At 56.7% G+C, this 18,548-nt stretch carries 19 protein-coding genes and 1 pseudogene; 6 read left to right on the forward strand and 14 right to left on the reverse strand.

The annotated features are described in order from the left end of the window. The 6 genes from PFEN_RS12115 to PFEN_RS12140 all read right to left on the reverse strand — a co-directional run. Positions 1-780: hypothetical protein (locus PFEN_RS12115; RefSeq protein WP_191487072.1), on the reverse strand; the 780-nt coding region annotated here is incomplete at its 3' end. Between the two features lie 479 nt (positions 781-1,259). After that, positions 1,260-1,541: a hypothetical protein gene (locus tag PFEN_RS30600; protein WP_224770951.1), complete on the reverse strand. Its 282-nt coding sequence runs from the start codon at positions 1,539-1,541 to the stop codon at positions 1,260-1,262. A 244-nt stretch (positions 1,542-1,785) separates the two neighbouring features. Next, complete coding sequence (locus PFEN_RS12125; protein WP_191487073.1) at positions 1,786-1,983, reverse strand: AbrB/MazE/SpoVT family DNA-binding domain-containing protein; 198 nt, start codon at positions 1,981-1,983, stop codon at positions 1,786-1,788. Between the two features lie 60 nt (positions 1,984-2,043). Next, the gene (locus PFEN_RS12130; RefSeq protein ID WP_191487074.1) at positions 2,044-2,538 is read right to left on the reverse strand and encodes a hypothetical protein; all 495 of its coding nucleotides are present in this window, start codon (positions 2,536-2,538) and stop codon (positions 2,044-2,046) included. Positions 2,539-2,606: 68 nt separating this feature from the next. Continuing rightward, entirely contained in the window at positions 2,607-3,029 is a 423-nt protein-coding gene (locus tag PFEN_RS12135; RefSeq protein ID WP_191487075.1) for a hypothetical protein, read from the reverse strand. A gap of 62 nt (positions 3,030-3,091) precedes the next feature. Next, positions 3,092-3,991 carry a hypothetical protein gene (locus tag PFEN_RS12140; RefSeq protein WP_191487076.1) on the reverse strand — a complete coding sequence of 300 codons (900 nt, stop codon included), beginning with the start codon at positions 3,989-3,991 and terminating at the stop codon, positions 3,092-3,094. 737 nt (positions 3,992-4,728) lie between these two features. Here PFEN_RS12140 and PFEN_RS12145 point away from each other — a divergent pair. Further along, complete coding sequence (locus PFEN_RS12145) at positions 4,729-5,013, forward strand: helix-turn-helix domain-containing protein (protein ID WP_191487077.1); 285 nt, start codon at positions 4,729-4,731, stop codon at positions 5,011-5,013. Between the two features lie 1,217 nt (positions 5,014-6,230). Here PFEN_RS12145 and PFEN_RS12150 read toward each other — a convergent pair. Then, on the reverse strand, positions 6,231-7,058 hold the full coding sequence (locus tag PFEN_RS12150; protein WP_191487078.1) for a DUF6685 family protein: 828 nt from the start codon (positions 7,056-7,058) through the stop codon (positions 6,231-6,233). A 340-nt stretch (positions 7,059-7,398) separates the two neighbouring features. Here PFEN_RS12150 and PFEN_RS12155 point away from each other — a divergent pair. Further along, positions 7,399-8,007, forward strand: a pseudogene (locus PFEN_RS12155) (mechanosensitive ion channel family protein); the annotation flags it as partial. On the opposite strand, the gene PFEN_RS12160 reads toward PFEN_RS12155, so the two are convergent. The 3 genes from PFEN_RS12160 to PFEN_RS12170 all read right to left on the reverse strand — a co-directional run bounded on the left by PFEN_RS12160 (position 8,004) and on the right by PFEN_RS12170 (position 10,301). Continuing rightward, positions 8,004-8,864: a carboxylate/amino acid/amine transporter gene (locus PFEN_RS12160; RefSeq protein ID WP_191487079.1), complete on the reverse strand. Its 861-nt coding sequence runs from the start codon at positions 8,862-8,864 to the stop codon at positions 8,004-8,006. The pseudogene PFEN_RS12155 and the gene PFEN_RS12160 sit on opposite strands and share 4 nt — an antisense overlap. A gap of 375 nt (positions 8,865-9,239) precedes the next feature. Beyond that, positions 9,240-9,839: an FMN-dependent NADH-azoreductase gene (locus tag PFEN_RS12165; RefSeq protein ID WP_191487080.1), complete on the reverse strand. Its 600-nt coding sequence runs from the start codon at positions 9,837-9,839 to the stop codon at positions 9,240-9,242. Between the two features lie 147 nt (positions 9,840-9,986). Beyond that, entirely contained in the window at positions 9,987-10,301 is a 315-nt protein-coding gene (locus PFEN_RS12170) for a 3-phosphoglycerate kinase (RefSeq protein ID WP_191487081.1), read from the reverse strand. Between the two features lie 49 nt (positions 10,302-10,350). Between PFEN_RS12170 and PFEN_RS12175 the strand changes: the two genes are divergently transcribed. The 4 genes from PFEN_RS12175 to PFEN_RS12190 all read left to right on the forward strand — a co-directional run bounded on the left by PFEN_RS12175 (position 10,351) and on the right by PFEN_RS12190 (position 14,590). Further along, positions 10,351-11,274: a LysR family transcriptional regulator gene (locus PFEN_RS12175; protein ID WP_191487082.1), complete on the forward strand. Its 924-nt coding sequence runs from the start codon at positions 10,351-10,353 to the stop codon at positions 11,272-11,274. Positions 11,275-11,288: 14 nt separating this feature from the next. Beyond that, positions 11,289-12,092, forward strand: coding sequence for an alpha/beta fold hydrolase (locus PFEN_RS12180; protein ID WP_191487083.1), 804 nt, complete (start codon positions 11,289-11,291; stop codon positions 12,090-12,092). Positions 12,093-12,095: 3 nt separating this feature from the next. Beyond that, entirely contained in the window at positions 12,096-12,659 is a 564-nt protein-coding gene (locus PFEN_RS12185) for a peptidylprolyl isomerase (protein ID WP_191487084.1), read from the forward strand. A 98-nt stretch (positions 12,660-12,757) separates the two neighbouring features. Next, entirely contained in the window at positions 12,758-14,590 is a 1,833-nt protein-coding gene (locus PFEN_RS12190) for an ABC transporter ATP-binding protein (protein WP_191487085.1), read from the forward strand. A gap of 28 nt (positions 14,591-14,618) precedes the next feature. Here PFEN_RS12190 and PFEN_RS12195 read toward each other — a convergent pair whose 3' ends face one another. From PFEN_RS12195 to PFEN_RS12210, 4 genes are all read right to left on the reverse strand, one after another. Then, the gene (locus tag PFEN_RS12195) at positions 14,619-15,743 is read right to left on the reverse strand and encodes a GNAT family N-acetyltransferase (protein ID WP_191487086.1); all 1,125 of its coding nucleotides are present in this window, start codon (positions 15,741-15,743) and stop codon (positions 14,619-14,621) included. 311 nt (positions 15,744-16,054) lie between these two features. Continuing rightward, the gene (locus tag PFEN_RS12200; protein ID WP_191487087.1) at positions 16,055-17,425 is read right to left on the reverse strand and encodes an OprD family porin; all 1,371 of its coding nucleotides are present in this window, start codon (positions 17,423-17,425) and stop codon (positions 16,055-16,057) included. Positions 17,426-17,669: 244 nt separating this feature from the next. After that, positions 17,670-17,909, reverse strand: coding sequence for an anti-sigma factor family protein (locus PFEN_RS12205; protein WP_191487088.1), 240 nt, complete (start codon positions 17,907-17,909; stop codon positions 17,670-17,672). Continuing rightward, a complete protein-coding gene (locus PFEN_RS12210) occupies positions 17,903-18,514 on the reverse strand; it encodes an RNA polymerase sigma factor (RefSeq protein WP_191487089.1) in 612 nt (203 codons plus the stop codon). The genes PFEN_RS12205 and PFEN_RS12210 overlap by 7 nt, the downstream gene beginning before the upstream one ends. Positions 18,515-18,548 lie beyond the last annotated feature (34 nt).

Below are 18,548 nucleotides of genomic sequence, written 5' to 3' on the forward strand. Positions count from 1 at the left end.
ATCTGCCAAGTGAGCCAGCATGTGCTTGGGGTTTTCGACGAAGGTGTACCATTTCGTCTGCTTCTCTTTGCGCTCCTGCCATTGCTCAGCCCAGGCATCCAAGAGCTTTTCAGGGCGAATGAGCATTCTGCGCTTGCTCGGCCCTCCACCAGCAGACTCCACCCACTCACGCAACGTCAGCTCCTGTAAGACGAGAGAGCAGGTGTACGAAGAGGTCTCAGCATGCTCTGCTAGCTCCGCGCCTGTAAGCCATTCGTTGGCATGCATCAAAAGGGCATGGACCACACTCCCTCGTGCGTCAGTGAAGAGGTCTACGCTATGTGAGTATTTTTTCAGGCGCTTGGAGGGTTTATCGATACTGATTAGCCAGGTCTCGTGTTTCAGGTGGAGACTGCCTCCCAGATCGAAGGAAGCTATGTTCTGTGCCTTCAGTTCCTCCTTGGCTCCAGGGCTTAGCGAACCAGCAGCAAGCATCCCAATAGCGTCGTGAGCATGGTCCTGATAGCGCATGTAGTTGTTGAGCGCCCATACGGCGTCCCTGATGTCTCGCGGATAGACGTCCCTTTTGACCTCTACATAGATCATCAGCTTTTTGTAGGGGGTTTGGATTTCAATCAACCCGTCTGGCTCGGAATCAGCTGTTGAGGAAAACGCCATCCCCGGCACACGTCGCACGCTGGCATCAGGACCTAAGGCCTCTTCGAGAGTCCTCGTCAGCTCCTCCAGCACAAGCTTCTCGAATTCGAATCCGCCTGAATGTTGACGGTGATATTGATCCATAACCTTAGCCTCATAAGCCTTTTTAGCTGAACAGCAAAAATTGCCATATCAGCTAAATCTTAGGCCTAATCCTACCATTAGCTGAACAGCTAACAAGCATAAAATAGCTAAGCCTGCTGCTGCCCGCTCTCTCAGCCACGGAGCACGCAGAGACGATTCACCGCTAGGCCTGGATGACGTGAGAGCTGGATGAGAGATGTCAACCGGATGTCTTCTTTCACTTCAAGTGACCTGCTTAGCATCCTAGATGGTCGCTGCTAATGAAGAGCCCATGAGCCAACCTCAACGCCGCTGATCCTTTCGCGGAACGCACTTTCCAAACCAGTGTGGTTAACCGGCGGCGCCGAAGGAGCCAAGGGTTTCTGTGGCCAGAAAAGACCATTGTGACATTTTTTCAAAAAAATCGGCTAAAAGCTCTGGAGGCCCTATTTTTCCTATATCGAATGACAGTGGCAGGAAAGAAATCCTGCCACTGCCTGCTAGCTCTGCGGGTCCGCTTCAAAGTTGTAAATATCCAGCAGATCATTCAGTGCGCCTACGACTCTCTCCTCCCTAATCAGTTCAACGTCAGTGTATGACACAGCAACCGCGATTTTCAGCGCATCGAAGCTCAGTGACATCGGGTCGAATGGCCAGACTTGGATTCGCGCAACTGATGCGTCCCGGAAGCCAAAACCGGTTACCACTTCTAGGTCAGTACGTATCCGCTTCCAAGTGCTCAGCTCGACGCCATACGTTTTCTGAGTCCAGTCCGCCAACATCGTGTACTCATCGAGGAAGCTATCCCCAACATGTATAAAGCTATTGGAGTTGAAACCACGAACAGTGTAATCAGCGCGACGAGACCAGCGACAGAAGCACCCTCATTGGAGTGCGCCCATCGCTCAGAACACTCTCGTCACGAAAGTTCTTCTGAACGCGCTCAGGCAAATCCGGTTCATCTGCCATCACTAATTTTGTGAAATTCGACACAACAGCCTACCTACCAAGATCACTACTTTGTGTTCAAAACAACCGATCATGTTGATCAGCATCCCGGACGGGCTTCAACACAATAGATCCATCGATCAGCTCGATACTTAGCCGATCACCAATGGCAACATTCATGGCCGCTAAAACCTCATGGGGGAGATCGATTATGACGTCCCCGCTGCCATCTCCTGGGTCTTGGCATTTGACAGTGAAGCTTTCTGACTGACTCATGTAGGTTCGCCCTCTTGGTCCCCATTGGCAGCTTTCGACCAGTAGAACAATCCCGGCGATTTACGCCGGGGATCCGTCACCAGAAGCTTGCGGCAGGGTCTGAGAGGTGACTCCTTTTGCGACCATGGCAATGCATTTTTTCTTCCGTCGTTCGCCTATAATTAAGGCCACTCCTAAAGGAACCAGCACAAGCCCTATCACTACCACAATAGCAGGGATTCCGGACAGCATAATGAAATATCCAAGAGTCTCCAGCCCCCAAATACAATTATTGTATTCTGCCTGGGTATTAAAATTCTTCAGTGCATAACAAACAAGGTACCCCTTCTTCACCGTTCCTGCAACGCGTACTGTGTCCCCGTCAGCCAAACTGACCGCATCACTTGTAAGAAACTCCACCGGTCGACCGTTCACTCGAAACGCATAAACGTTCCCAGAACTCATTGAACCGCTAGTTTTACCGGTGATAGCCGATGTTTGGATACTCCCATGAACCTTTGTACCGCGACTTACATGCGAGACCACACCTTCAAGCATCTCAATTTTCGAAGCCATAGAAGTACCTCCATAATAATTTAAATCGTCATAAATTACTGGGCAGCCACATAAATTGAAGCCGAACTCTATTTCGTAACTACACCATTGATGATTTTGCAGAACTCGTCCTGCGCGCCGCTATCTGGAGCGTAAATCCCCGCTGCGGCCACAAAAACCAACGTCACCTTTGTACCTGACGGCAATGCTTCAACAATGGCGTTCAACGGTGCCCTTTTTTTGCTGTAGTTGACGTCCTGGTACGCTGATATAAGCCCTCCTCGCGAGTCTGAAGATTCAATGTGAAATCCTTCCTCCAACATAATGGCCGACAGCCGCTGGAATGCTAGATCAGGAGTAACACCAGGCAGCATCGAAGATGTCGTAAGTTTTTTACCGGTAACGATGCTACCTTCCGTGCTGAAATTAGCTTCGCACTCACTCGATGAATGCAACGCCGCGCATCCACTGAGTACAGCGACGCCCGCTATCAGCGCAAACTGATGAATCATGATATTTCCCTGTTACTCAGACAACCTCGACGCAAGGACGCGCCACAACAGTCGGAGTTAATTCACAAAGTTTTGGATAGCAGAACCGAACCGCTCGCAGTGTCAACCACGTCTACTCGTTGAGGAGCGACTAGAACATAGCGTTTGGGGCCAAAATGGTCAGTAATGGTTTCACGCTCGATATTTTTTACGTAACCGTAAACCACAATATTTGACGTAGGGCGAGCAGCCTCAATTTTACGGGCCTGAGCTTCGTCAGGTACATCAAAAAAAAATTTTGAACCACCAGTGAGGCCTATCTTGTAGTCTGTCGGACCTGGATTATAGTAACAGCGGGTTGGGCTGGCACGCTTGAAGCTAGCCTCATTTCGCATTTCCTCTTTACTGTATTCAAGCTTATCAGAGAACATACAGCTAGACACTTTGAACCCTTTGGATGCAAAGTCATATGCTGCAAGATGATCCGGAATGATAGCTTTAACCAATCTATTCGATCCGAACTTTCCAGCCTCATCTTTCACAATGGCAAAAATCTTATCGCTTAAATCTTTTTTCCGGAATGCATCTTGGGCCGTTAGAATCTCATACCCGTACTTGTAGAGATCTGGATTTTCCGTACGTACCTGAATAGCATTTTTTACAGAATCAACGACATCATCCTGTGTTTCGTCCCACGTATGCTGCGCAGTATAAATCTGCAAAGCCGTCATAGGATTCAGCATGTCTTGGTATTTTGAAACATCCGCCAATTCAAGAGGTGGCAGTTCGATGCTCCTCGGCTGATTGAGTGCTGCGAATTTTTTCTCCGCTTCACTCTGTTTCGGAGGCTGGACCTCAGCTTTTTTCTCTACCTTTTTTGCATCGGCATCACTATCTGAGCATGCAACAAGAAATGTACTGCATAACCCAACGATTATACCTACCGCAAAATACTTCGGTGAAATGCTTTTTTTAGCATTCATACCACAATCCTTTTGTCTAATAATAACATCACAAACAGTCGTTACGTCAGCGATACACGCAGCATTTGCGGAGCTTTATTAATATCCGACAAACAAGCAATACTAAAATCTTATCTGAGACAGACAAATTCAAACCCTTGACGAGGTCAAACCGCTATTCTTCCTCATATAAAAGTCGCTCTTCGTCATGACCTTCTACCGTCGGGTGCGAATATTCCAGGGTGTGGTTGTGCATTTCGTACCGGTGATGAGTGTCTCCACCAACAACAAAACTCCACACGCGCCGGATAGGAAGCAACCGGTAAATGTACGGAATATTTTTGCTACCTTGCATTCGCTGAACACTAACAATCGGCCTACGACTACTCGGCTTTTCAGCGAGGAATGCATCGAAATCAGAATGGTCTGTGAAGAAGACCCACTTCATTCGAAACCCATCTATCGAAGGGATTCCGTAGCAGACATGGAGCCAGGGAAAAGCCTCGTCATGGCCAACGATCTCATGCCTGGTTACCTCCGAATCTGATGCAAAAACATCGGTTGAGTCCGCTGACCCGCTTGTTGCAAACATCCGTCCCCCTTCCCCACGCCAATAAATCCGCCAGCCTCCCCCAAATCAGGGCACCGTTTCGGCACAACACCTAGGCCGACTACCGAAAATAAATCCCAAGAACCGGAAGTATGCTTCCTGTTTGGAACAATCTGCAAGCGTTCCAATGCCCGCTTTGGGCAGAAAAATGGAACTCAACGAGGCATTTGGTCGCGTTTTCGCACGTCTACGCTCGCGGAACGGTTTGACTCAGGAAGATTTCCATCCAGCAGCCACGGACAGATATGTGCGAATGCTCGAAAAAGGTAAGGCATCCCCGACGATTGCGATGTTTTGTGAGCTATCAAGCGTGTTGGATGTAAGCCCGGCGGTGCTGATGGCCCTCACAACAGCAGAAGCTGCTGGCCTTACTGAAGAAGATGGCCTCCAAGCGCTCCAAGCAGCGTTAGATGACACCAAGCGTGTTGCGTAGGGGCTCTACGAGCCTGAATGCTCCTCGTACCGCCTCACAGCACTGCACCTCTTTGTTCTCCCCTCACCATCACGCTTCATAGCTCCGCTCAAGGCGTGTGCCAGGATTGAGCGCTGTTGCGGGCATCTGACCGTTGCTTGAATACCACTTCTGGGCGCGATTTTGGCTAGAATCTCGATCAAGGTAAGCGGAGGGCCGAGGCTATGACTGACAGTACGGATAACGGCGTAACGGAGGGATCTCGGCTAAAGCCGAGCTTCGAGGAGCTGGTCCAGTTGAAGGCTCAGAAACAAGCTGAGGCTAGCGAGAGCAGAAACGCATGGATGGCTCGCTGGCGAGCGGCGTCTCTGGATGAGAGAAATGCGGCTGAAGAGCGATTTCAACAGGCTTTCAGCAAAATCGCGTCTCAGTTTGGCCGTAGCCGACGCCTCGTTCTTTCCGATGCCCAGGCCTCAGATGACTAAACGTGCAAGCTCCGTTCAGCTCATCGGTGGCTTATCAACCAGTGTCGTACGGCCAACACCTATCAGTGAGATTTGGTGGGTTTCCAACTGCGGTGCTTGGTAAATAATGGCGCGAACAAAAAGCTCAAGAGCAGCTCTGCTGTAACTCCTGGAGTTAGCCAGCCATATTCTTGGGCTGTCGGATTTGACAGCAATTCAATGTCACCACCTCGCAATGTAATTGCAGCTGCTATGAGGATTGGTGTCAAGATGACCGTGGTTTTCAATGAGGTCTGCGCCCCTGCCGCTATGCATTTAAAAATAAATAACTTCGGGACCCCATACTTCTGAGAGCGTGACAGTGGCAGGTGTGGTTCAAGCACTCGCAATCCGATTAACGCGAGCAGTACGAGCCAGAAGAAGTAGATTGAGGTCATTGTGCGTACTCAGAGGAGGCTCGGGTTGAAGTGTACAATACTGCGATACATTCTAGGGCTCAAAATAACCATATGAGCACCTGCCGCCTCTCCCCGGACTCACACAGGGATGGTAAGCTCAAACCGACTTGTTCGGAGGATCCCTAAAAGGGCCAACCTCAGCAAATGTAGAATTTGTCGCACAACTTTGCAGTTGCGCGACAACTGCCGCATCAAAAAACCTACGAACATTACTCTAGAGACATGCTCTTGGACTAAAACATGCGAGCAGGAACGTTACGCAACCGAAGGTATTGCATCACCGACCAACTTGCTCATGCCCAGTAGGCCCCGCAGATCAGCCGAGGCTTTGGAGGTAGCGGCCTAGATCCTGAAATCCCTTCTCGCGCAACAGTTGAGAGACTCTTGCTGAACGTTTCTCGGCTTTAGGAAGGAAGATTGCGACCTGGTCAGTGTAAGGACGGGGTAGGTCCTTCCAATAATACGTTGCCTCGAAATTCCTCATTGCGCGATGGAATTCCAGCTGTTGCTCGCAATGCCAAGACATCACGTAGATGTCGAAATCACGCCGTAGGCTCGACACCGCCAGCTGGTTGATGCCAAAAATCGTGTATCGCCCATGTAGAGGAACGTCGACCTCAATGCGCTTCGCAATGTATTTGGCTGCGGCAAAATGATGAGACCCGCCACTATTAATTAAATAAACCCGCCCGTCCCATGTCCAGGTTGAGAAGAAGTCGTGGCCCTTTTGCGAAATGATACGGATCTCAGGCCAGGCAAGGTTTTCCTCAAGCTTCTCTTTGGAGATGGGGGTAATCATTGGCCGGGAGTTTTTCTCCACCATTGCGTCCATGCTCTGAAAGTCATGCAGCTCAGACTTAGACGCGGCAAAGCCATACACGTCCTGAATATCGCAGCTCCAGTGCTCAATCTCCCTCACCGTCCCGAGGCTCAGTAGGTCCTTGCGGTCCAAGCTTGTCGAGCCATAGTTGTGAGACGCGCCAGGGCAACGGGTCCAACCGTTAAGCTTGTGGGGTAAATACCCGCCAGACTGATGTGCCACGCGGCCAAACTCATTCCATCGGACTATTTCGCTCGCGCTGAGCCCAGTCTCATGCTCGGCCAGATGCCGGTTCAGGCCTGGATCTGCGCGGAGCAGATTCATGAGGGTCATCGGCTGACCGAGGTCTTCGAGCAATGAGTCCCGTAAAAACTTGATGGATTTTTGATCATGGAAGGTTCCTTATCCGTGCCTTGGCGAGGTGCTCAAGGCTGTCAAAACAAGAATGCCGAGATCCATCCGCAACCGCTACTGAACCTTGTGCACTTCCCACCTGTGTACGGGAGTGGCTGATTTGGAGACCTGGGCTCGCTGCGCGGGATGGCCAAGGTGGGGCTCGGCGGAATATGGGTGTCCATTGAAATCCAAAAAAATGGACGGACACTAAAAAAATTAAGATATTGTTTTGTATGGATTTATTCTGTCCATTCTACCCATCTACTCACGAATGCAGAATTTCGACAAGACCATCGTCTCGATCCCGACCTGGCGGCTGATGTCCGAGTCGTTCCGCAACTGGCGTGGCATGCAGCAATCCGGTGGCCGACGGATCAAGCGCAGCCTGTTCATCGACGCCGGAGCCATACGTTTCCTGCACGATGACGAAGAACAGCGGCTGAGCCGGGTGCGCCTGCTCACCGACTACATCGGTCGCAAGCAGGCCGAACTCAAGGCCTGGAACGAGGCCCAGGGCAATGTCGCGGCAATGGCGGCGAACCGCCGGCGCATGACCAACCTGGGGACCTTTCGCGCCTACGCCCTGGCGTACCTGAAGAGTCACCCCGAGGTCCAGCAGGACATGACCTGCATGGTCCGCCAGATGCAGACCACCGCCCAGGGCGTGCCGCTGGAGATCTACTGCTTCACCGGCACCACCGTCTGGGCCGATTACGAACGCATCCAGGGGGATATTTTCGATTACCTGCTGGCGGTGCTGCCGGAGTTCGGCCTGAGCCTGTACCAGCAACCCAGCGGCAACGACCTGCGGGCCGGGATGTTGCCGGCGCTATTGGCCGCCAGCCATATTCCCGAGCCGCGAGAGCATGCGCTCTAGGCCCTGAGCGGACGCACGCCCAGGCGGCTGACCCACACCGCCGCGAGGATCACCAAGCCGCCGCAGAACAACCGTCCCAAGGGTTCATGCTGGTTCCAGATCAACAGGTTGATCAGCAAGCCCACCGGCACATGCAGGTTGTTCATCACCGCCAGCGTGCCGCCATTGACCAGGCACGCGCCCTTGTTCCACCAGTACATCCCCAGCGCCGTGCTCACCAACCCGAGGAACAGCAGCACGGCCCATTGCAAGGGCGCCTCGGGCAGGTAGTTGGCCTTGCCGAACAACAGGAACGCCGGCAACGCCACGGCCAGCGCACCCAGGTAGAAATAGCCGAAACGCCGATAATGCGGCAGGTCGCTGGGGTGCCGCGCCACCAGATGCCGGTAAAGCACTTGCCCGGCGGCATAGGTGAAGTTGGCCAGTTGCAGCAGCAGGAAACCCATGAAGAAATCCGGATTGATCCGGTCGTAGCGGATCACCGCCGCGCTAGCCACCGCCACCAGGGCCGCGAGCAGGGCCCAGGGGTTGAAGCGCCGGTTCAAGGCATCTTCGATCAAGGTCACGTGCAACGGCGTGAGAATGGTGAACAGCAGCACCTCCGGCACCGTCAGCACCCGGAAACTCAGGTACAGGCACACGTAGGTAACGCCGAACTGCAAGGCGCCGATCAGCAGCATGCCGCGCATGAACGCCGGTTCCACTTGGCGCCAGCGGGTCAACGGAATGAACACCAGGCCGGCCAGCAGCACCCGCACCAGCACGGCGAAGTAACTGTCGACATGGCCGGCCAGGTATTCACCGATCAGGCTGAAGGAAAACGCCTGGAGCAGCGTGACGAAAAGTAGATAACCCATGAGTACCTCGTACATGTGGCGAGCGGGCTTGCCCGCGCCCGACTGCGAAGCAGCCGTAAACCTATGATCCCGATCTACCTGGCACACCGGGGCCAACGCTTTTTGGGGGCGCATCCCCCCAGCGCGGGCAAGCCCGCTCACCACAAAAAAGTAATACCGCTCATTGAATGGCCGCGACCTTAGCGACTTTCCGCCGCACAAGGAATCCAGGACGAAAAAAAACCCGATCGGGCTGGGCGGCCGGATCGGGTTGCATGCACTCAGGGAGCAACCAGTGCAAAGGGAGGTTCGATGCGCGAACAACTTGAAGGGACTACTCGCAGCGCTATTGCTGGCGACACTAAAACAACCGGCGATTAGCTGAACATTAAGCCTTCAAGCCACTTGTGCCAGACGGGCCTTGGCCTGGTTCAGGCCTTTTTCCTGGAAGTCGCCGCCCATGTTCAGTCCTTCGGCATGAATGAAGGTGACGTCGTGGATACCGATGAACGCCAGTACCTGGCGCAGGTAGGGTTCCTGATGATCGTTGGTGCCACCGGCATACAACCCGCCACGAGCGGTCAGGACATAGGCTCGCTTGCCGACCAGCAGACCTTGCGGGCCGGTCTCGGTGTATTTGAAAGTCAGGCCGGCACGCAGCACATGGTCGAGCCAGGCCTTGAGGGTGCTGGGGATCGCGAAGTTGTACATCGGCGCCGCCAGTACCAGGACGTCCGCCGCCAACAGTTCGTCGGTCAGTTGGTTGGAACGCTCCAGCGCAGCCTTCTCGGCAGCCGTGCGCTGCTCGGCGGGTTTCATCCAACCGCCCAGCAAGTGGCTGTCCAGATGGGGCACCGGATCGCTCGCCAGGTCACGGACGGTGATCGGATCGGCCGGGTAGGCGGCATGCCATTGACCGATGAATTGCTGGGTCAACTGACGGGAAACCGAATCTTGCTGACGGGCGCTGCTTTCGATGATCAGTACACGGGACATGGGATAGAAGCTCCATCGCTAAAGGCTGTAAGTCGATGGAATGGAGATTAAACAGCGTTCATCCGATAAAAAAGCCGAAAAAATGACTGCAACCTATCTATAAATTTGTTGATAGGCGGAGCATGCTTGGCAGAATGCTCAGGGGCTTCATTTTGCCGTGCAGGTCAGCTCCAGGCGCAGCCTGATGATACTGCGGGTGAATTTGGCGCTGGCGTTCTTACTCTTTCCGGCGGCCACTTCGAGTTTGCGGGTCCGCGGGGACTCCGGCCCGTTACGGAACACCACCGTGCAGAGAGCATCGGTTTTCCCGTAGTTGTTCACCTGGATGGCGCCGATATCCGTATCGGTATCGAAGGCCGTGTAGTCGATGCTCAGGCCGTTGAGGTGTTTCTCGACCTCGATGGGATAAGCCCATGCCGTCAAGGGCAGCATGACCAGCAACACACAACAGATTTTTCTCATTCGCCAGCCTCCAGTAAGGGCTGCCAGCTTAGGACAAGAGGAACCCAACTTGAAAGCGCCCCGCGTGACCCTTGATCAATGGCGAACGCTGCAGGCCGTGGTCGATCACGGCGGCTTCGCCCAGGCCGCCGAAGCCCTGCACCGTTCGCAGTCGTCTGTCAGCTACACCGTGGCCCGCATGCAGGATCAGCTCGGCGTGCCGCTGCTGCGCATCGACGGGCGCAAGGCCGTGCTCACCGAGGCCGGTGGCGTGTTGCTACGGCGCTCCCGGCAACTGGTGAAACAGGCCAGCCAGTTGGAAGACCTGGCCCACCATATGGAGCAAGGCTGGGAAGCCGAGGTGCGCCTGGTAGTGGACGCCGCCTATCCCAATGCCCGCCTGGTCCGCGCCCTGACCGCGTTCATGCCGCAGAGCCGCGGTTGCCGCGTGCGCCTGCGCGAAGAAGTGCTGTCCGGGGTGGAGGAAGTCCTGCTCGAAGGCGTCGCGGACCTCGCCATCAGCAGTTTCAATATCCCCGGTTACCTGGGCACCGAGATGAGCGCGGTGGAATTCGTCGCCGTCGCCCACCCGGAGCACGCCTTGCACCGCCTGCAACGCACGCTGACCTTCCAGGACCTGGAAAGCCAGCTGCAGGTGGTGATCCGCGACTCCGGGCGCCAGCAACCGCGCGATGTCGGCTGGCTCGGCGCCGAGCAGCGCTGGACCGTCGGCAGCCTGGCCACCGCCGCCACCTTCATCGGCAACGGCCTGGGCTTCGCCTGGCTGCCCCGGCACATGATCGAACGGGAAATCCGGGAAGGCCTGCTCAAAGTGCTACCGTTGGATCAGGGCGGCAGCCGCCACCCGACGTTTTATCTGTACTCGAACAAGGACAAGCCCCTGGGACCGGCCACGCAGATTCTGGTCGAACTGCTGCGCACCTTCGACACCGCGCCGCTGGACGCCCCTTTCGCCGCGCCCCAACAAGCCTGACAGGACGTTGACCGATGGCCTATTTCGAACATGAAGGTTGCACGCTGCATTATGAGGAGTACGGCCAGGGCACGCCGGTGCTGCTGATCCACGGCCTCGGCTCCAGCACCGAAGACTGGGAAATGCAGGTGCCAGCACTGGCCGCGCGGCACCGGGTGATCGTCATGGACATACGTGGCCACGGTCGCTCCGACAAACCCAGGGAACGCTACAGCATCGCCGGATTCAGCGCCGACGTGCTGGCCTTGATCGAACACCTGAACCTGGACCGCCCGCATCTGGTGGGCCTGTCCATGGGTGGGATGATCGGCTTCCAGCTGGCGGTGGACCAGCCACGGATGTTCAGGAGCCTGTGCGTGGTCAACAGTGTGCCCGAGGTCAAGGTACGCAAACCCGGCGACTACCTGCAATGGGCCAAGCGCTGGAGCCTGGCCCGACTGCTGGGCCCGAAGCGCATCGGCAAGGCCCTGAGCGCGATGCTGTTTCCCAAGCCCGGACAGGCGCAATTGCGGCGCAAGATGACCGAGCGCTGGGCAAGAAACGACAAACGTGCTTATCTCGCCAGCTTCGACGCCATCGTCGGCTGGGGTGTCCAGGAACAACTTTCACGGATCGCCTGTCCAACCCTGATCGTCAGCGCCGACCACGACTACACATCGGTCGCGCTGAAGGAAAGCTATGTCAAACTGATCCCCGATGCGCGCCTGGTGGTGATCGCGGACTCGCGTCATGCCACGCCGCTGGATCAACCCCAGGTCTTCAACCAAACCCTGCTTGAGTTTCTAACCGCAGTCGAAACCACCACCCAGGATCACTGAACCATGCTGAAAAAAATCGCCCTGTTCACCGGCTCCGTGCTGTTCGCCACCCAACTGATGGCCGCCGACGCCGCCAAGGCACCCCATGTACGACTGGAGACCACCAACGGCATCATCGAAATCGAGCTGGATCCGGTGCATGCGCCGATCAGTACCAAGAACTTCCTCGCCTATGTCGACAAGGGGTTCTACAACAACACGATTTTCCACCGGGTGATTCCGGGCTTCATGGTCCAGGGCGGCGGCTTCACCGCGCAGATGCTGCAGAAACCGACCGAGGCGCCGATCAAGAACGAAGCCAGCAACGGCCTGCATAACGTGCGTGGCAGCCTGTCGATGGCGCGGACGTCGGATCCGAACTCGGCCACCAGCCAATTCTTCATCAACGTGAAGGACAATGACTTCCTCGACCCGGGCCGCGATGCCGGCTATGCGGTATTCGCCAAGGTGGTCAAGGGCATGGACGTGGTCGATATCATCGTCAACTCGCCCACCACCACCAAGCAAGGCATGTCGGACGTACCGGCAGATCCAGTGTTCATCAAGTCGGCCAAGCGGATCGACTAAAAGCAGCGGCCAGCTTCAAGCAGCAAGCCTGACTCAGCGCTTGAAGCGGGCCGCCGTTTCACCTTCAAGGAGAGCCCGCCCGACGGGCGTCAGAACCCATGCTCTATCGTCGTTTTGAACAACTGATCGATATCTTTCGCGACGCCCCCACTGCCGCTCCACCGAACACCGTCCTGCCCTTCTACCTGTATTACCTGCGCCAGGTCTGGCCCAGTTTCGTCGCGCTGTTGATCGTCGGTTTGTTCGCCGCGCTGATCGAAGTGGCGCTGTTCAGCTACCTGAGCCGGATCATCGACCTGGCCCAGGGCACCCCCAATACCGACTTTTTCCAGGTCCATGGCCGCGAGCTGCTGTGGATGGCGGTGGTCGCGCTGGTCCTGCGCCCGATCTTCTTCGGCCTGCACGACCTGCTGGTGCACCAGACCATCAGCCCGGGCATGACCAGCATGATTCGCTGGCAAAACCACAGTTATGTGCTCAAACAGAGCCTGAACTTCTTCCAGAACGACTTCGCCGGGCGCATCGCCCAGCGCATCATGCAGACCGGCAACTCGCTGCGCGATTCCGCCGTGCAGGCCGTCGATGCGCTCTGGCACGTGCTGATCTATGTCATCAGTTCCCTGGTACTGTTCGTCGAGGCGGACTGGCGCCTGATGATCCCACTGTTGATCTGGATCGCCGGCTATATCGGCGCGCTGTACTACTTCGTCCCGCGGGTGAAGGCGCGCTCGGTGATCTCCTCCGAGGCGCGCTCCAAACTCATGGGGCGGATCGTCGACGGCTACACCAATATCACCACCCTGAAACTCTTCGCCCACACCCGCTTCGAGCAGCAATACGCCCGCGAGGCTCTGGTGGAGCAGACCGAGAAAACCCAACTGGCTTCGCGGGTGGTGACCAGCATGGACGTGACCATCACCAGCCTGAACGGCCTGCTGATCGTCACCACCACCGGCCTGGCCTTGTGGTTGTGGACCCAGTCGCTGATCTCGGTCGGCGCCATCGCCCTGGCCACTGGCCTGGTGATCCGTATCGTCAACATGTCCGGCTGGATCATGTGGGTGGTCAACGGCATTTTCGAAAATATCGGCATGGTCCAGGACGGTTTGCAGACCATCGCCCAACCGGTCAGCGTCACCGACCGTGAACAGGCACCGCGCCTGGCGGTCAGCCAGGGCGAGGTGCGCTTCGAACACGTGGACTTCCATTACGGTAAACGCAGCGGGGTGATCAGCGACCTCAACCTGACGATTCGTCCGGGCGAGAAAATCGGCCTGATCGGCCCTTCGGGCGCCGGCAAGTCGACCCTGGTCAACCTGCTGCTGCGGCTCTATGACTTGCAAGGCGGACGCATCCTGGTGGACGGCCAGAACATCGCCGAGGTGGCCCAGGAAAGCCTGCGCGAGCATATCGGCATGATCACCCAGGACACCTCGCTGCTGCACCGCTCGATCCGCGACAACCTGTTGTACGGCAAGCCCGATGCCAGCGATGAAGAACTCTGGGAAGCCGCGCGCAAGGCCCGGGCCGACGAATTCATCCCGCTACTGTCGGACGCCCAGGGGCGTACCGGCCTTGATGCCCATGTCGGTGAGCGCGGGGTGAAACTGTCCGGTGGCCAGCGCCAGCGCATCGCGATTGCCCGGGTGCTGCTCAAGAACGCGCCGATCCTGATCATGGACGAAGCGACCTCGGCCCTGGACTCGGAAGTGGAAGCGGCGATCCAGGAGAGCCTGGAGACCTTGATGGAGGGCAAGACCGTGATCGCCATTGCCCACCGACTGTCGACCATTGCCCGTATGGACCGGCTGGTGGTACTGGAAAACGGCCGGATCGCCGAAACCGGCAGTCATGCCGAACTGCTGGCTCATGGCGGCCTGTATGCTCGCTTGTGGCAGCATCAGACCGGCGGGTTTGTCGGGATCGATTGAGTCGACCGGCTGCTCCTGCAGGGGGGGATCAGGCCTGGCGGTAGGGTAACGCCGCCCTCGCCTCTTCGGCGTAGGCCAGGATCCCCTGCCGCTCCTGTGCGAGGAAATCCTTCACCGCCGCCCGTAGTCCCGGGTGACGCAGGTAGTGCCAGGAATGCGTGATCACCGGTTCGAAGCCGCGAATCAGCTTGTGCTCGCCCTGGGCACCGGCATCGAAACGTTGCAGTCCCTGGGCGATGGCGTAATCCATGCCCTGGTAGAAGCAGGTTTCGAAATGCAACCGGTCGAACTCCGCCAGGCAGCCCCAGTAACGACCGTAGAAACTGTCGCCGCCGATCAGGCTGAAGGCCATGGCGACCGGGCGCCCGCCCTGCCTGGCCAGGACCACGCGGATCGACTCGGGCATGCGTTCGGCCAGCAGACTGAAGAATTCCCGGGTCAGGTAGGGCGCCTGACGGCGCACGGCGTAGGTATTGGCATAGCAGGCATAGACGAAGTCCCATAGCGCTTCGCTCAACTCTCGGCCTTCCAGCCATTGGAAATCGAAGCCCTGCCCGGCGACCTGCTCGCGCTCCTTGCGCATCTGCTTGCGCTTGCGCGAGCTCAAGGTATCGAGGAAGTCCTGGAAATCCCGGTAGCCACGGTTCTGCCAGTGAAACTGGCAACCGTAGCGCTGCAACCAGTCGGGTTGTTCAGCCAGGGCGGCATCGGCCAGGGCATCGGTGAAGTTGATATGGGCGCTGGAAAGCGCCTCGATTTCCAGATAGCCCGGCAACGCGGCCAACAGCTCGAATCCGTCCTCGGCCCTGGCCGCCAGCAGCCGCGCACCGCCGACCGGGCTGAACGGCACGGCGGTCAGAAGTTTGGGGTAGTAGGCGATACCCGCCCGCTCACAGGCCTCGGCCCAGCCGTGGTCGAACACATACTCGCCATAGGAATGCCATTTGCGATAACTCGGCAAGGCCGCCAGCACCCGACCGTTTTCCACGTGCAGCAAATGCTCCGGCTGCCAGCCCGAGTGCGGGCCGAGGCTGCCGCTGTCCTCCAGGGCGCTCAGGAACGCGTGACCGAGGAAGGGCTGGCCAGCGGGCACCAGCGCATCCCATTGCTCGGCAGAGACCTCGGAGAGGCTTTGCAGACGTTGTAACGGCATCGATATCCCCAGGCAGGTGCAACACGCAGGGCGAGTATCGCGTAAGTACGGCAGGAAGGGCGACAGGCAGGATAAAAAATCGATAGCGGCCTGAAAATCGGTCAGCAAGGGAATCTTAAAAACTATTTCATTGGACTTGAAAGTCGCCCGGGAACACCATTCCAGAAGGTTCCAGGACAGCGGCCGGGCTGTTCGACCGAAAGCTTCGAGGGCATATATCACGAAGGGACTGAACCCCGGCGCGTGTAAAGGCCAGACAAAAAAACGCCCCGGACGACATTACATCGAGCGGGGCGCCAAAAGAGCGGAGCTTACATCAGTGGAATCGTGTAGCTGACAATCAGACGGTTTTCATCTTGGTCGCCGCTAGTAGAAACGAGGGTGCTGGTACGCCACATGGCGTTTTTCCAAGCGAAACCGAGGTTCTTGAAGGTGCCTTCAGGAATCACGTAGGCCAGGCTGATATCGCGTTCCCACTCGCTCTGGTTACCAGCAGTGTTCTGGATATTATCGCCGTGCAGGTAGATCACACCCGCGGTCAGGCCAGGTACGCCAACCTTGGCGAAGTCGTAGGCGTAGCGAGCTTGCCAGGTACGTTCGCCAGCGCGAGCGAACTTCTGGATCTGCATGTCGGTGATGGTGCTGTTCGACGAGCCGTCACCCTGGTTCAACCATGGGAAGTCGCTATCGCCTTTGGTGTACTGATAACCAGCACCGAAGGTGTGGCCGGCAACCGAGTACAGGGCCAGGTAGCTGTACAGGTCGTTATCGACCTTGCCACGGGTTATGGTCGCGTTATCTGGATAGTAGCCGGAGGTGAAGTAGGCAGAGTTGTTGCCGTTGGCACCGTTGTCGCGGCTACGGTAGTAGCGCAGGTCGCTTTTCAGCACGCCAGGACCGATGGCCCAGTTGTGCACCAGACCCAGGAAGTTCTGCGAGTAGAAATCTTTCAGCTCGCCGTAGTAGTACGACGCAACCAGATCCTTGGTGATCTTGTAGTCGGCGCCGCCGTACAGGAACTTGTTGCTGAACTTGCCCTTGGAGAAATCGGAAGAGCTGTTGGCGCCAGCGATCGAAAGATCTTCGTCGTTGGTCGAGTTACGGCCCTTGGCCTTCTCGACTTGGCCGAGGGTCAGGGTCAGGTCCTTGATCTCGTTCGAAGTGATCTGACCACCGGTGAAGGTTTGTGGCAACAGACGACCGTCGTTGTATTTGATCACCGGGTTGTTCGGCAACAGGGTACCGACTTTCAGCTCAGTCTGCGAAACACGCACCTTGCCGGTCAGGCCCACACTGCCGAAGTCGCTGACGGACTTGGCGTTCTTGCCGTTAGTGGCCTCGCTCGGGAATACGGTACTGCTGTAGTTGGTTTTACTCGCACCGTTGGTACCACCACCGGTGTCCAGTCGGATACCTTCCAGGGCAATCACATCAAGACCGAAACCAACAGTGCCTTGGGTGTAACCGGAATTGAAGCGCAGATCGAAGCCTTGGCCCCATTCCGAGTTCAGGTTCTGAGAGGGTTTCCCGCTGCGGTTATCGGTATTGATGTAGAAGTTACGCAGACCCAGGGTCGACGTAGCACCATCGATAAAACCTTTAGCATCAGCTTGCCCTTCGGCATACGCCTGCTGGGACAAAACCCCTACGGCCACTGCCAGGGCCAAGGTGCACTTGTTCATTGTTTCGCTCCTCTTGGATTCAACTTTTTCGGGTCTTTTCGTGGCATCCGTTGCCATCATGCGGGTGTGCAGCCATTGCCGGGCCTGACCTGCTTTGTTGGGAGGGAATCTTGGCGTGGGGTTATTTCAGCGCAGTTGCCATAACATTAAGGTTTTATGACAGCGGAACTTTTTTCAACAGGCACACCTCAGCGCAAAGCCCCGGTTTACAGGGCTTCGGTAAAAAAGTAGTGGCTTTTTGGAATTAAGGCTTTTCCGCGCCCCGGCGTTGTGCGGCCAGTTGCGCGGACAAGGCGTCAAGATTTTCGACCGGTGGTTCAGGCATCTGCTTCAGCGTGGCTTGCATCAAGCGCATCTGCCGGATGAAACGCCGGCAGTTGGGGCAGAACATCAAGTGATGACGCACCATCAGACGCTCACGAAAGCTCAACTGGCCATCGAGATAGTCGCTGGAACGCGCCACTTGTTCCTTGCAGGTCAGCATTCGCCGGTCTCCTCAAAATGCTCCACGGTCGCGAAGACCTTCAATCGTGCCCGGTGCAACAGCACCCTGACATTAGAGAGCGAGAGCCCCAGAAGATTACAGATATCCTCCAACTCCAGACCCTGGCGCTCACGCAACAGCAACACACTGCTCTGCAACTCGGACAGACTCAACAGGGTATGTTCCAGGCACTGGCGCAGTTCGTCCTCGCTGAGCAGGGCCTCGGGGCTGTCCTCATGCCAGGCGTGCGGCGCCAGTGCCCAGTGGCCGTCAGCGGCAAAGCGTTCGTCGCCGATGGTGCCGTGGGGCGATGGCAGATCATCCAGCAACACTTCGCGACGGTTCTGTTTGTAGCGGTTCTTCGCCGCATTGGCGGTGATGGTCAACAACCAGGTCTTGAGACTGGAGCGGCCCTGGAAGCCCGCCAGGTTGCGCACCACCGCCAGCCAGGCGTCCTGCACCGCTTCATCGGCCTGGCGGCTGCCGACAATGGCATAGGCCACCGCCCGCATGGCGCTCTGGTAGGTACTGACCAACTCCTTGTAGGCCTTTTGTTCGCCTGCCAGCAAGCGTTCCAGCAGTTGACTATCGTCCGGCGCAGCCATTCACAACCTCGGGTTCAAGATCCACGCCAATTCA

The organism is Pseudomonas sp. FEN (assembly GCF_904067045.1).
Classification (GTDB): Bacteria; Pseudomonadota; Gammaproteobacteria; order Pseudomonadales; family Pseudomonadaceae; genus Aquipseudomonas.

Excerpts from the sequence above, each read along its gene's own strand:
- PFEN_RS12210 (WP_191487089.1), bottom strand. The coding sequence starts at position 18,514 with ATGGCTGCGCCGGACGATAGTCAACTGCTGGAACGCTTGCTGGCAGGC.
- PFEN_RS12205 (WP_191487088.1), bottom strand. The coding sequence starts at position 17,909 with ATGCTGACCTGCAAGGAACAAGTGGCGCGTTCCAGCGACTATCTCGAT.
- PFEN_RS12165 (WP_191487080.1), bottom strand. The coding sequence starts at position 9,839 with ATGTCCCGTGTACTGATCATCGAAAGCAGCGCCCGTCAGCAAGATTCG.
- PFEN_RS12140 (WP_191487076.1), bottom strand. The coding sequence starts at position 3,991 with ATGAATGCTAAAAAAAGCATTTCACCGAAGTATTTTGCGGTAGGTATA.
- PFEN_RS30600 (WP_224770951.1), bottom strand. The coding sequence starts at position 1,541 with ATGTTGGCGGACTGGACTCAGAAAACGTATGGCGTCGAGCTGAGCACT.
- PFEN_RS12130 (WP_191487074.1), bottom strand. The coding sequence starts at position 2,538 with ATGGCTTCGAAAATTGAGATGCTTGAAGGTGTGGTCTCGCATGTAAGT.
- PFEN_RS12200 (WP_191487087.1), bottom strand. The coding sequence starts at position 17,425 with ATGAACAAGTGCACCTTGGCCCTGGCAGTGGCCGTAGGGGTTTTGTCC.
- PFEN_RS12135 (WP_191487075.1), bottom strand. The coding sequence starts at position 3,029 with ATGATTCATCAGTTTGCGCTGATAGCGGGCGTCGCTGTACTCAGTGGA.
- PFEN_RS12185 (WP_191487084.1), top strand. The coding sequence starts at position 12,096 with ATGCTGAAAAAAATCGCCCTGTTCACCGGCTCCGTGCTGTTCGCCACC.
- PFEN_RS12190 (WP_191487085.1), top strand. The coding sequence starts at position 12,758 with ATGCTCTATCGTCGTTTTGAACAACTGATCGATATCTTTCGCGACGCC.
- PFEN_RS12170 (WP_191487081.1), bottom strand. The coding sequence starts at position 10,301 with ATGAGAAAAATCTGTTGTGTGTTGCTGGTCATGCTGCCCTTGACGGCA.
- PFEN_RS12125 (WP_191487073.1), bottom strand. The coding sequence starts at position 1,983 with ATGAGTCAGTCAGAAAGCTTCACTGTCAAATGCCAAGACCCAGGAGAT.
- PFEN_RS12160 (WP_191487079.1), bottom strand. The coding sequence starts at position 8,864 with ATGGGTTATCTACTTTTCGTCACGCTGCTCCAGGCGTTTTCCTTCAGC.
- PFEN_RS12180 (WP_191487083.1), top strand. The coding sequence starts at position 11,289 with ATGGCCTATTTCGAACATGAAGGTTGCACGCTGCATTATGAGGAGTAC.
- PFEN_RS12195 (WP_191487086.1), bottom strand. The coding sequence starts at position 15,743 with ATGCCGTTACAACGTCTGCAAAGCCTCTCCGAGGTCTCTGCCGAGCAA.
- PFEN_RS12145 (WP_191487077.1), top strand. The coding sequence starts at position 4,729 with ATGGAACTCAACGAGGCATTTGGTCGCGTTTTCGCACGTCTACGCTCG.
- PFEN_RS12150 (WP_191487078.1), bottom strand. The coding sequence starts at position 7,058 with ATGAATCTGCTCCGCGCAGATCCAGGCCTGAACCGGCATCTGGCCGAG.